The 12,730-nt window shown below is 59.9% G+C and carries 9 protein-coding genes and 1 tRNA gene; 8 read left to right on the top strand and 2 right to left on the bottom strand.

Going from position 1 to position 12,730, the window contains the following annotated elements; translation table 11 throughout:
- Window positions 1-52 precede the first annotated feature (52 nt).
- On the bottom strand, window positions 53-1,051 hold the full coding sequence (gene trxB, locus FNZ07_RS28620) for a thioredoxin-disulfide reductase (RefSeq protein WP_091011389.1): 999 nt from the start codon (window positions 1,049-1,051) through the stop codon (window positions 53-55).
- Between the two features lie 375 nt (window positions 1,052-1,426).
- Here trxB and FNZ07_RS28615 point away from each other — a divergent pair, with 375 nt between their 5' ends.
- Window positions 1,427-3,742, top strand: a complete 2,316-nt coding sequence (locus tag FNZ07_RS28615) for a DNA translocase FtsK (RefSeq protein ID WP_170275849.1) — start codon at window positions 1,427-1,429, stop codon at window positions 3,740-3,742.
- A 100-nt stretch (window positions 3,743-3,842) separates the two neighbouring features.
- Window positions 3,843-4,583 (top strand): outer membrane lipoprotein chaperone LolA, encoded by a 741-nt coding sequence (gene lolA, locus FNZ07_RS28610; protein ID WP_091011391.1) that lies wholly within the window; start codon window positions 3,843-3,845, stop codon window positions 4,581-4,583.
- A gap of 61 nt (window positions 4,584-4,644) precedes the next feature.
- On the opposite strand, the gene cytX is transcribed toward lolA, so the two are convergent.
- On the bottom strand, window positions 4,645-5,964 hold the full coding sequence (cytX, locus tag FNZ07_RS28605) for a putative hydroxymethylpyrimidine transporter CytX (protein WP_091011392.1): 1,320 nt from the start codon (window positions 5,962-5,964) through the stop codon (window positions 4,645-4,647).
- Between the two features lie 74 nt (window positions 5,965-6,038).
- Between cytX and FNZ07_RS28600 the strand changes: the two genes are divergently transcribed.
- The 6 genes from FNZ07_RS28600 to FNZ07_RS28575 all read left to right on the top strand — a co-directional run bounded on the left by FNZ07_RS28600 (window position 6,039) and on the right by FNZ07_RS28575 (window position 12,597).
- Entirely contained in the window at window positions 6,039-6,323 is a 285-nt protein-coding gene (locus FNZ07_RS28600) for a hypothetical protein (protein WP_144269495.1), read from the top strand.
- A gap of 150 nt (window positions 6,324-6,473) precedes the next feature.
- On the top strand, window positions 6,474-7,787 hold the full coding sequence (locus FNZ07_RS28595; RefSeq protein ID WP_091011393.1) for a replication-associated recombination protein A: 1,314 nt from the start codon (window positions 6,474-6,476) through the stop codon (window positions 7,785-7,787).
- A 106-nt stretch (window positions 7,788-7,893) separates the two neighbouring features.
- Window positions 7,894-9,186: a serine--tRNA ligase gene (gene serS / locus FNZ07_RS28590; RefSeq protein WP_091011394.1), complete on the top strand. Its 1,293-nt coding sequence runs from the start codon at window positions 7,894-7,896 to the stop codon at window positions 9,184-9,186.
- A gap of 164 nt (window positions 9,187-9,350) precedes the next feature.
- Window positions 9,351-9,441 (top strand) — tRNA-Ser (locus FNZ07_RS28585).
- A gap of 63 nt (window positions 9,442-9,504) precedes the next feature.
- Window positions 9,505-10,089 (top strand): recombinase family protein, encoded by a 585-nt coding sequence (locus FNZ07_RS28580; RefSeq protein WP_091011395.1) that lies wholly within the window; start codon window positions 9,505-9,507, stop codon window positions 10,087-10,089.
- Window positions 10,090-11,832: 1,743 nt separating this feature from the next.
- Window positions 11,833-12,597 carry a hypothetical protein gene (locus tag FNZ07_RS28575; RefSeq protein ID WP_143098055.1) on the top strand — a complete coding sequence of 255 codons (765 nt, stop codon included), beginning with the start codon at window positions 11,833-11,835 and terminating at the stop codon, window positions 12,595-12,597.
- Window positions 12,598-12,730 lie beyond the last annotated feature (133 nt).

Below are 12,730 nucleotides of genomic sequence, written 5' to 3'. Positions count from 1 at the left end.
TGTCGGCCGCGGCCCCTGCTCGGTGTGCGTCGGGTAGCGCCCGGACGCTATTTTACCGTTCTGCTTCCGCGCTCAGCACGTGCTCGCCGGCGGTTTCGTGGATGCTCTCGAGATAGCGCTGTGCGTCGAGTGCGGCCATACAGCCCGTGCCGGCGCTCGTGATGGCCTGGCGGTACACGTGATCCTGCACGTCGCCAGCGGCGAACACGCCCGGAATGCTCGTGCCGGTCGCATTACCCGTGAGCCCGCCGTTCGTGATGATGTAGCCGTTCTTCATTTCCAGCTGACCTTCGAACAGATCCGTGTTCGGCTTGTGGCCAATCGCGACGAAAACGCCTTGCAGGCCGAGATCGGTGGTGGCGCCGGTTTGCGCGTGCTTGATACGCAGACCTGTTACGCCAGACTGGTCACCCGTCACTTCGTCGAGCACGTGGTTCCACTTGATCTCGACGACGCCTTCCTTTTCCTTCGCCAGCAGACGGTCGATCAGGATCGGCTCGGCGCGGAACTTGTCGCGGCGATGGATAACCGTCACCTTCTTCGCGATGCCCGCGAGATAGAGTGCTTCCTCGACTGCCGTATTGCCGCCGCCGATCACCGCAACGTCCTGCTTCTTGTAGAAGAAACCGTCGCAGGTTGCGCAGGCGGACACGCCCTTGCCCATGAATGCTTCTTCGGAGGGCAGGCCGAGATACTGCGCCGATGCGCCAGTCGCGATGATCAGCGAGTCGCAGGTGTATTCGCCTGCGTCGCCGATCAGGCGGATCGGCTTTTCGCCGAGCTTCGCGGTGTGGATGTGATCGAAGACGATCTCGGTGTTGAAGCGCTCGGCATGTTCCAGAAAGCGCTGCATCAGTTCCGGTCCCTGCACGCCGTTCGCGTCGGCGGGCCAGTTTTCGACGTCGGTCGTGGTCATCAGCTGGCCGCCCTGTGCGAGCCCCGTGACGAGTACCGGCGCCAGGTTGGCGCGCGCCGCATAGACGGCAGCGGTATAGCCGGCGGGGCCGGAACCGAGAATCAGGACCTTCGCGTGTTTGGTGGGTGCAGGCATGATCGAAATCCGTAAATAGCGTCCGGCCGGGTGGTGCAGGATGGTGCGAAGCCGGGAACGTGTGTCGAAACTGTAGATGGGTATCAGTCCGGCATTATAAAGGGCGGGGCAATCGGCCGCTCCATGAAGCTTTGCGATGGCGGCGATAGCAAGACGCATGAGCCTTGCCGGTGGTGTCTGCAAGGCTCCCTGAACAAGGCTGCGTGCGGGCAGCCGGGAGTCGGCGGGCCCATGAAACCCCGATTTCCCCCTCCAGACCCGGTTACCGTCATTTACAGCCTTGTACGCAATACAACGTTTACAATAGACCGGATCAATCGACTGGCGGCTGGCCCAGCCCGCAACACGCACCGGACCGCCCACGCAACAGGATCAATGGCAAAAGCTACTTATTCCGCGAACGCGCAGGCATTGCCGCACCGCATGTCGCGTCTCTTCACCGAAATCCGCTGGATCCTGCAGGTCGCGCTCGGCGTATTCCTGCTGATGGCACTCGTCAGCTACAGCCGCCACGATCCGAGCTGGACGCACGCGGCGCAGGTCGATCGCATCGCCAACTGGGCGGGCCGCGTCGGCGCGTGGACCTCCGACATCCTGCTGCTGCTGTTCGGGCTGTCCGCCTACTGGTGGATCGTGCTGCTCGCACGGCGCATCTCCGCAAACTACCGGCGCATCACACATCACGAGGCGGTTTCCGACGACGGTCCGCGCGATATCAGCTGGCTGGCCGAAGCGCTCGCGTTCGTCGTGGTGCTGCTCGCCTGCGATGGCATCGAGGCGCTGCGCATGTGGTCGCTGAAAGTGCAATTGCCGCGCGCCCCTGGCGGCGTGGTCGGCGAAGCGGTGGCGCGCGGCGTATCGCACGCGCTTGGCTTCACCGGCGGTACGCTTGCGCTGCTGGTCGTGCTGGCCGCTGCGCTGTCGCTGTACTTCCGCTTCTCGTGGTTATCTGTGGCGGAGCGGGTCGGCGATTCGATCATCTCCGCGGTGACGTTCGCGAAGCTGCGCCGCGAGGCCGGCCGCGATCGCAAGCTCGGTGAAGCAGCGGCCGTTAAACGCGAAGGGAAAGTCGAACAGGGCCGCGTGCGGATCGAGGAACACGAGCCGGTCACGATAGTCGCGCCGGTCGTGAAGCCCGAAAAATCCGAACGCGTCGAGAAGGAGCGGCAGGTGCCGCTCTTCACCGACCTGCCTGGCGATTCGACCTTGCCGCCGGTCTCGCTGCTCGATCCCGCACCCGAAGTGCAAGAAACCATTTCCGCCGATACGCTTGAATTCACCTCGCGTCTGATCGAGAAGAAGCTGAAGGATTTCGGCGTCGACGCGAGCGTGATTGCTGCTTATCCTGGGCCGGTCGTGACGCGCTACGAGATCGAACCGGCCACCGGCGTGAAGGGCAGCCAGATCGTGAACCTCGCGAAGGACCTCGCGCGGTCGTTGTCGCTGGTATCGATCCGTGTCGTCGAGACGATTCCGGGCAAGAACTACATGGCGCTCGAACTGCCGAACCAGCGCCGGCAAACCGTGCGGCTGTCGGAGATTCTCGGCTCCGCCGTCTATGCGGACGCGTCGTCGCCGCTGACCATGGGTCTCGGCAAGGACATCGGCGGCAAGGCGGTCTGCGCCGACCTCGCGAAGATGCCTCACCTGCTGGTGGCCGGCACGACCGGCTCGGGCAAGTCGGTGGGGATCAACGCGATGATCCTCTCGCTGCTCTACAAGGCGAGCGCCGAGCAGGTGCGGATGATCCTGATCGATCCGAAGATGCTCGAAATGAGCGTCTACGAAGGCATTCCGCATCTGCTGTGTCCGGTCGTCACCGACATGAGCCAGGCCGGCCACGCGCTGAACTGGACGGTCGCCGAGATGGAGCGCCGCTACAAGCTGATGAGCAAGCTCGGTGTGCGCAATCTCGCGGGCTACAACAACAAGATCGACGAAGCGGCGAAGCGCGAAGAGAAGCTGCCGAATCCGTTCAGCCTCACCCCGGACGATCCCGAACCGCTCAACCGGTTGCCGAACATCGTCGTCGTGATCGACGAACTCGCCGACCTGATGATGGTGGTCGGCAAGAAGGTCGAAGAGCTGATCGCGCGGATCGCGCAGAAGGCGCGCGCGGCCGGCATTCACCTGATCCTCGCGACGCAGCGTCCGTCGGTCGACGTGATCACCGGGCTCATCAAGGCGAACGTGCCGACGCGAATGGCATTCCAGGTGTCGTCGAAGATCGACTCACGCACGATTCTCGACCAGCAGGGCGCCGAATCGCTGCTCGGTATGGGCGACATGCTGTACCTGCCGCCAGGTAGCGGCTTGCCGGTCCGGGTGCACGGCGCGTTCGTATCCGACGAGGAAGTGCATCGCGTCGTCGACAAGCTCAAGGAACAGGGCGAGCCGAACTACATCGAAGGCATTCTCGAAGGTGGCACGCTGGGCGAAGGCGACGAGGGTTCCGCGGGCGCTGCGGGAACTGGTGCTGCGGGCGGCGAGTCCGACCCGCTGTACGATCAGGCGGTTGAGATTGTCATCAAGAATCGTCGCGCGTCGATTTCGCTCGTGCAGCGGCATCTGCGGATCGGCTACAACCGCGCCGCCCGGCTGCTCGAACAGATGGAGCAGTCGGGGCTCGTGTCGGCGATGTCGTCGAACGGCAATCGCGAGATTCTCGTGCCGACCCGGGACGCCGACTAGCGGGGCACGCGGCATGCCTCGCGGTGCGCTCCACATGGCCTCGCGCGCACCGCGGCAACCCGCCCGCGCGACCATCCGATTCCATTCACGGAGAAACACCATGCAGCACTATGCCGGGCAAGATGCCCGCCACGAAGTCGTCCGCTCGGGCCATGTAAGCCGTCTGCGTCGCCTGATCCGCACACTGGCTCGCGGCGTCGGTTGTGTCGCGATCGGCGCGTCGCTGCTGGCGGCAGCGCCGGCATTCGCGAGCGGCACCGAGCAGTTGCAGGCGTTTGTCGCGCAGGTGCATTCGGCGCGCGGCTCGTTCGTGCAGCGCGAAATCAAGGCGCCGAACAACGCACAGGGCGCAAGCGGCGCACTGCCCACCACGCGTACGGGCGGCACATCGAGCGGTACGTTCTCGTTCGCGCGGCCAGGCAAGTTCATCTGGTCGTACGAGAAACCGTATCAGCAGTTGCTGGAAGCCGACGGCGACAAGCTCTATGTGTATGACAAGGATCTGAACCAGGTCACGATTCGCAAGCTCGGCGGCGCGCTCGGCGCGAGCCCGGCCGCGATCCTGTTCGGCAGCAATGATCTGGACAAGAACTTCACGCTGCAGGACGCGGGCGTGAAGGACGGCATCGACTGGCTAGAGTTGACGCCGAAGGCGAAGGACACGCAGTTCCAGCGCGTCGGCATCGGTTTCCGGAACGGCAACCTCGAAGCGATGGAGCTGCACGACGTGTTCGGTAACGTGACGTTGCTCACGTTCACGAACATGGAGAAGAACCCGGCGTTGCCCGCCGATCAGTTCAAGTTCACGGTGCCGAAGGGTGCCGATGTGATCAACGGCTGAACGCATTTTCCGCAGATTTTGCGCCGGGCGTCTGCTGCCCGGCGTCTCGCACGCTACCGCGCTACGCCGCGTAAGTCCGCGTGCGCACCGACACCAACGCCAGATAACCGAGTGCGCCGATCGCGAGCGCGGGCAACGTCGCGCCGAGATTCGGTAGCCACTGGTTGATCGCGTGATAGGCGGCGATGCCGATCGCCCACGCGGCGAACGCGCTCACATGCCAGCCGCCAGAGAACGCGTAACGCCCGCGCAGGTCCGCTAGCGCAGCGGCTTCGATGCGGCGCTTGCGCACGATGAAGTGATCGGCCAGCACGACACCGAACAGCGGCGCGAATACCGAGCCGATCAGCAACAGGAAGTTCTGATACTTCGCCATCGGTACCAGCAGCGCGATCAGCGTGCACAGCGCACCGAACCCGGCCGATAACAACGGTACGCCCGCTCGCGTCCAGAACGTCCCCGTCGATACCGCCGCCGAGTGAATGTCGGCAAACGCGTTATCGATTTCGTCGATCAGTACCAGCAGCAGTGCAAGGCCGCCGCCGGCCTGCGCGAGTGCGGTGGTCAGCAGCGCATCGCCGCCGCCCGCTGCGAGACCGTACACGGCGCCGAGCGCATAGAACCACAGGTTAGCAATGCCGTAGCCGAACAGCGTGCCGCGGAAGGTTTCGCCGGGGCGTCGGCCGAAGCGTGTGTAATCGGCGATCAGCGGCAGCCATGAGAGCGGCATTGCGACGACCAGATCGACGGCGCCTCCGAACGGCATCTCGCCGGTGCCTGGGCGGCGCATCAGCGCTGCAAGATCGTGTCGCGCGAGCAGACTCCACGTGAGCCAGGCCGCACCCGCGAGCAGCAGCCAGATGCCCCACGTGCGCAGAAAACGCCGGACGAACGACAGAGGACCGCTGATCGCGAGCAGTGTCGCCAGTAGACCGAAGAGTACGGTCCAGACGAGCGGCATCGACAGGTTGAACGCCTGCTTCGCGAGCGCATCGGCGGAATCGCGCATGACGATCACTTCGAACGAGCCCCAGCCGACCAGTTGCACCGCATTCAGCACGGCCGGTATCGAGGCGCCGCGTACGCCGAGCGTCGGGCGCAGCGACGACATCGCTGCGAGCCCCGTGTCCGTGCCGATCACACCGGCCAGGGCGAGCAGTACGACGCCGATCACGGTGCCGAGACCGATTGCCGCGAGCGCAAGCGGTAATGCCAGCCCGGGCACCAGCAGTGCGCCCGCTTGCGCGACCAGTAGCCCGATGCCGAGCGAGAACCACAGCGCGAAGGCGTCGCCGGTGCGGAACGCGCGTCGTGCGTCGGGCACGGGAGTGAGCGGAGCGTAGGTGGGACCGGCGGCGCCGGCGTGCTGGTCTTCTGTCATCGTGTGCTGGTCCTGTCTTGTTGTGTCTTGTGTCGGGCTTGTGCCGGCATTGCCTCGGAGACTGCCGGCGTGCAGTGGCCCGGTCTATAGTCTGGCCTGCCGCAAGCCGCAAGCCGCAAGCCGCAAGCCGCAAGCCGCAAGCCGCAAGCCGCAAGCCGCAAGCCGCAAGCCGCAAGCCAAGCCGCAAGCCGCAAGCCGCAAGCCGCAAGCCGCAAGCCGCAAGCCGCAAGCCGCAAGCCGCAAGCCGTCCGGTGCGCGGCCCGGCACCCGGGTACACGCTGCGCCCGGCGCCCGGCACCCGGCGCGCTGCGATCGATCTGCTGCCGCTCCGGCTCAGGCTCGCGCCGCGGCTGTCATAATGCACGACTGTACCTGCCGGCCGCCTGTCCACCGAGGTTCGCTGACCTCTGCCGACATCCGCCCGGTCCGCTGCATTCGATGTCGCCCGCAAACGGGCGGCGGGTCCGGGCAAGGTTTGTCCGGAAAGCCGAGATTATCCCCAAAACGCCATGTTCGAAGAACCCCGCGCCAATGTTCCGCTCGCCGAACGCCTGCGGCCCCGCTCGATCGACGAAGTGATCGGCCAGAAGCATCTGCTCGGCCCGAACAAGCCGCTGCGGGTTGCATTCGAGTCCGGCGAAGCGCATTCGATGATCCTCTGGGGCCCGCCCGGCGTCGGCAAGACCACGCTCGCGCGGTTGATGGCAGATGCGTTTCATGCGGAGTTCATCTCGTTGTCGGCGGTGCTCTCGGGCGTGAAGGATATCCGCGAAGCCGTCGAGACCGCGCAGGTCCATCGCGCGCACGGACACCAGACGCTCGTGTTCGTCGACGAAGTGCACCGCTTCAACAAGAGCCAGCAGGATGCTTTCCTGCCGCACGTCGAGTCGGGGCTGTTCGTGTTTGTCGGCGCGACGACCGAGAACCCATCATTCGAGGTGAACAGCGCGCTGCTGTCGCGAGCCGCGGTGTACGTGCTCAAAAGCCTCGATGCCGACGAACAACGCGAACTGCTCGAGCGCGCACAGCAGGAACTCGGCGGCCTCACGTTCACCGACGAAGCACGTGACGCACTGATCGGTTCCGCAGATGGCGACGGCCGCAAGCTGCTCAACAACCTCGAGATCGTCGCGCGCGCGGCGGCTCAGCAGAAGACGAAGGAGATCGACGGTACGCTGCTCGGCAGTGCGCTCGCGGAGAATCTGCGCCGCTTCGACAAGGGTGGCGATGCGTTCTACGACCAGATCAGCGCGCTACACAAATCGGTGCGTGGCAGTAGCCCGGACGGTGCGCTGTACTGGTTCTGCCGGATGCTCGATGGCGGCGCGGATCCGCGTTATCTGGCGCGCCGCATCGTGCGGATGGCGTGGGAGGACATCGGTCTCGCCGATCCACGCGCGGGCCGCATCGCGCTGGATGCCGCCGAAACCTACGAACGCCTCGGTACGCCCGAAGGCGAACTCGCGCTGGCGCAGGCAGTGATCTATCTGGCGGTCGCGCCGAAATCGAATGCGGGCTACATGGCGTACAACGAAGCGCGGCGTTTCGTCGGCAAGGATCAATCGCGGGCGGTGCCGGTGCATCTGCGCAACGCGCCCACGAAGCTGATGAAAGAACTCGGCTACGGTCACGAGTACCGTTACGCGCACGACGAACCCGATGCGTATGCCGCCGGCGAGACCTATTTGCCCGACGATATGCGCGAGCCGCACTGGTACGAACCGACGCCGCGCGGGCTCGAAGGCCGGATCGGCGAGAAGCTGGCGTGGCTTGCTGAACTCGACGCGCAATGGCGCAGCGAGAACAAATCGAAGAAAGGCTGACGCCTGCCGGATAGCGCCGCGAAGGTGTCCCATCGAGAACCTGCCGGCGCCCGGGCGCCGGTGCGTTAAAATCCCATCCTCACACAACGAACACGCGTCCCTCCTCATGCTCGACATCCAGCTGCTGCGCAAAGACATCGACGGCGTCGCGAAGCGCCTCGCCGATCGCGGCTATACCCTCGACGTCGCCGCGTTTTCCGCGCTCGAAGCGGAACGCCGTACGAACCAGACCCGCACCGAAGACCTGCAGGCGCGCCGCAACACCCTGTCGAAGCAGATCGGCGGGATGAAAGGGCGGGGCGAGGATACCTCGGCGGTGATGGCCGAAGTGGGCGGTATCGGCGACGAGATGAAGGCGTCGGCGGCGAAGCTCGAGGAAATCCAGACGAAGCTCTCCGACCTGTTGCTCGGCGTGCCGAATCTCGCGCATGAGAGCGTGCCGCTCGGCAACGACGAAAGCGGCAATGTCGAAGTGCGCCGCTGGGGTACGCCGCGCGAGTTCGATTTTCCGGTGAAGGATCACGTGGATGTCGGCACGCCGCTCGGGCTCGACTTCGAAACCGGTGCGAAGCTGGCCGGCGCGCGCTTCACGATGCTGCGCGGACAGATTGCGCGGCTGCATCGCGGGCTTGCGCAATTCATGATCGATACGCACACGCGGCAGCATGGCTACACGGAAATCTACACGCCGTACATCGTCAATCCGGAGATCCTGTACGGCACCGGACAACTGCCGAAATTCGCCGACGATATGTTCCGCGTCGAGAAGGGCGGTGGCGAGAATACGGTGACGCAGTATCTGATTTCCACGTCGGAAATCTCGCTGACGAATACGGTGCGCGACAGCATCGTCGAAGCAAACACGTTGCCTATCCGGCTGACCGCGCATTCGCCGTGCTTCCGTTCGGAGGCGGGTGCGTACGGTCGCGATACGCGCGGGCTGATCCGCCAGCATCAGTTCGACAAGGTCGAGATGGTGCAGATCGTCGAGCCGGAAACGTCGTACGACGCGCTCGAACAGATGGTCGGACACGCCGAAGCGATCCTGCAGAAACTCGAATTGCCGTATCGAGTGATTACGCTGTGCACGGGCGATATGGGTTTCTCTGCGGCGAAAACCTACGACCTCGAAGTGTGGCTGCCTGCGCAGGAAACGTATCGCGAGATTTCGAGCTGCTCGAATACCGAAGCGTTCCAGGCGCGCCGGATGCAGGCCCGTTATCGCAACGCGCAGGGCAAGCCGGAACTCGTACATACGCTGAACGGTTCGGGGCTCGCGGTGGGGCGCACGCTGGTCGCGGTGCTCGAAAATTTCCAGAATGCGGACGGCTCGGTGACGGTGCCGGCGGCGCTGCGTCCGTACGTCGATGGGATCGAGCGGCTGCACCTGGCGGCCTGAGTCCGACGGCGTTCGTCGGGCAAAAATGGCTTGGAATCCGGTCTCAACTGTTCTATAATCTTCGCTTCGCCAAACAGCGACCCGTTTGGCGAAGCGGTTGAATGATCGAGAATCAACGTAGTTTGTGGTGCGATTTCTCTATCAATATCAACGCTATTCAAGCCGGAAAGGTGGCAGAGTGGTCGAATGCGCCGGACTCGAAATCCGGTGTACAGTTATGCTGTACCGTGGGTTCGAATCCCACCCTTTCCGCCAAAGAAAACGCCGTTTTCATTTTTTGTTTAATCTTGCGTAAGGCCAACCCTTACAAAAGAAAAAATGAGAATAGGTTACGCGAGAGTATCCACGCAAGAGCAGGAAACCCGCGCACAACTCGACGCGCTCCGAAAATCCGGCGTCGAGTTGATTCACGAAGAAAAACGGTCCGGCGCTACTCTGCGCCGACCTGTCCTAGACAAACTCCTCCGAAATCTCAAGCGTGGCGACACACTCGTCGTCTACAAGCTCGACCGCATCGCACGATCACTTAAGCATCTCCTCACGATCATTGACCGCCTGCAGGATCGCGGGTCGAACTTCGAAAGCCTGACCGAACACATCGACACGAACACGCCGGCCGGTCGGCTGATGCTGCAAATGCTCGGGGCGTTTGCTGAGTTCGAACGCGAGATGATTCGTGAGCGGACGAAGAGTGGAATGCAGGCCGCGAAGCGTCGCGGGATTCGTTTGGGCAGGCCGCGAAGCCTCGAAGCTCATGAGGAGGCGAGGGCAGTGAAGCAATGGCGCACAGGACGCTACACGCTGACCGCGTTAGCGCACGAACACGGTGTCCACCTGTCGAGTATCAAACGCGCGGTGTATCGGGCCGAACAAACGGCACAGCCGAGTCTTCTGAACGACTGAGACGCCCCGCGTATCGCATGGGGAAGGGGCAGGTGAGGCCAGCCCCTTCCCCAGTGCCGAGCGTATCTTTTTCCGTGGCCGTAAAGGGTTCGCTTCGCCGCTGCGCGCCCTTGACGGAATTCGCGTTGATGGAAATTGGTATAGACAGCAATCATTGCTTAAGACTGCTAACAATATGCTCATCGATCATCAAAAAAGTGCCTACGATCGGGGCACATGTGTGCGACCGGTGACCGCTAGAACGATCGGGCAACGGCGGACCCGTTTACGCTGGCAATCATGGCGCCACGGACACCATGAACAACCTTCACACCTGTGGACGAACATCGAGGAAGCCGTCAATCGAATTGGTTCACTCGCGACGGACACTTATACCGTCACGTGACCACTGTTTCAAAGGTGCGGAAGGGACAACGACCGACAAGAGCCGTCTCATCGTGTCAGCAGCACATTGAAAATAGCCCAACGATCCAAGTGGGTCACTTCTAAGCTGCAGTTGACACTAGCAAGACCGTGAAGCAGCATCATTTTGTTGTGGCAAATACGTTATGAAGTGAAGTGAAGCACGATCATTTTCATCGGATTGATGGCTATTTTCAATGCCAGCGGCACTGGGTACTTTATTTGATTTAATAATTAAAATAGATCTCCTTGTATGATTTTACAATATTTATAATTGTCAATTTTAGTTTCGTGCTAGCCTCGATACTTGATTAACGAAGGTGTTTAATAAAGCGATTTCATTTGATCATCTCTCGAAAATTAGAAATTACGCATACGTCGATATTTAGAGCGATTTTATGTGGTCATCGAGAGAGGGTGGGGCGTAGTTGATGTACTTTTCTAGTTAATCTATTTGTGAGGAATAACATGAAATCAGTAATCTTTTCAGTGATTGCATGCGGTACGTTGGCTTTTGTTAGTATTCCCTCAAAAGCTCAAACTATTTATAGTCCAGTCCTTACCTGCACTGCCGCGGGCAGCTCAATTACTTGCACTGCCACGGGTATCCCATCGGTTACTGCGTATGAATGGCTCGGGGCTAATGTAAATTTAACATATCTAAGCGGCACGAGCGTTCAAGTATCGTGCCCTGATTCGGCGTTTCGGACCGGCGGAGGATGGGCGACAGTGACAGCACGTGTGCCGGCTGGGACGGCACCCAGCTCCGGAAGCTCATACGCAGAGGCCACCACGAGCATTTCTTGCAATTCATAGTTGGCCGATTGTGTAATACACTCCCGTTCATGTCCAACTGAAAGCAGGCAAGATTCACTTTGTAATTAATTGGGTAATTTTGCTGTTTTCAAGTTGGGCGATAATGGAGTGGGAAGTGTGACGATCTGGATTAAATCGATCGTGTGTAAAATAACTTGCGCATTGATCGATTTATCAGTAAAAAGCAAATCTATTCCAATTTTTTTGAGGAGATTGCTCGCTTCTCGAAATTGGTGATATAGTTTTACTGGAATCAAGGGACAGCCACTCCGGCGACAAACCGCCATAGCCACTCATGTTATCTCTAGCGGGCGGTTTCTTGTCTATCGTCTGATCGCCAGCTGTCCATTCTCCTCATCCATCGTCTGGAAAATGAATATTTAACTTCTCGCTGTATATAAAATTGAGGTAATATAAAATTGAGGAAAAATCAATTGGATATTCAATATATATCTAATAATGGAAATTAAAGTCGAAATGCGTGGTGTATAAATTTTATGATAAGGTAATTTTAAGGTGAGAACTATGGGAGCCAATAAGGTAGAAAAATTTTCCATCTGCGTCGCCACTCCGAGTCTACGGGCTATGGCTACGACGGTTTACGTTCAATCTATTTTGGAGTTACAGGCAAAATGCCACTCCAAGGGATTCGAATTTGAAATTAAAATTGTCAATGGAATTAGCCCAATAGATCACGCAAGAAATTTACTGGTTAGTATGTTTTTAAATCAAACAAATTGCTCGCATATATTTTTTATCGATGATGACATGGGCTTCAATGTCGACGAGGTAATTTCAATGTTTGAGCGAGCCAACGACGCGGATGTGGTCGGGGTGATATATCCAAGGCGAAAAATAGATTGGTCTCGCATTAAGAAAACTGTACTGGCAAATCCTGATATTGATCCCGCACACTTGGCTCATCTTGGCGGTAACTATGATGGTATGTTTGTCATGCCAAACAACGGTACAACTTTACCTATCGGGCGAGAGTTGACTCCTATTGATGCTGTTGGTACAGGGCTTATGCTTATCTCACGCTCATGTTTCGAGCGTCTTCGAAAAGTAGGAAATCTTACTTCATACTATGTGAGCGAATATGGCGGACTGCTATGCGAGTCATTTTTTCAGTCCAAACCTGGCCTTGGGGAGGATCTCGCATTTTGTAAATCGGTTATAAGTAATGGAGGTACTTTGCTTGGCGCGACAAATGTCACTGTTATTCATACAGGACTCCACGAATATATCGGTGATCTTCCGGGAATTGCTCAATATAAATATCCTGATTAGTGAGGGGTGCTCGCCTGCCGCAATGCCTCTGTTCCGCGCTAGTGTTAGTACCCGTTACTCCGTTCGGCGAACCGTTGTAGTTGGCAGTCCAGCTATCCGCGCGCATAACATATCCTGAAAGCACAGGCCCTAT

It is taken from the genome of Paraburkholderia megapolitana, assembly GCF_007556815.1.
Taxonomy (GTDB): Bacteria; Pseudomonadota; Gammaproteobacteria; order Burkholderiales; family Burkholderiaceae; genus Paraburkholderia; species Paraburkholderia megapolitana.
This window is presented reverse-complemented; position numbering and strand designations above follow the sequence as displayed.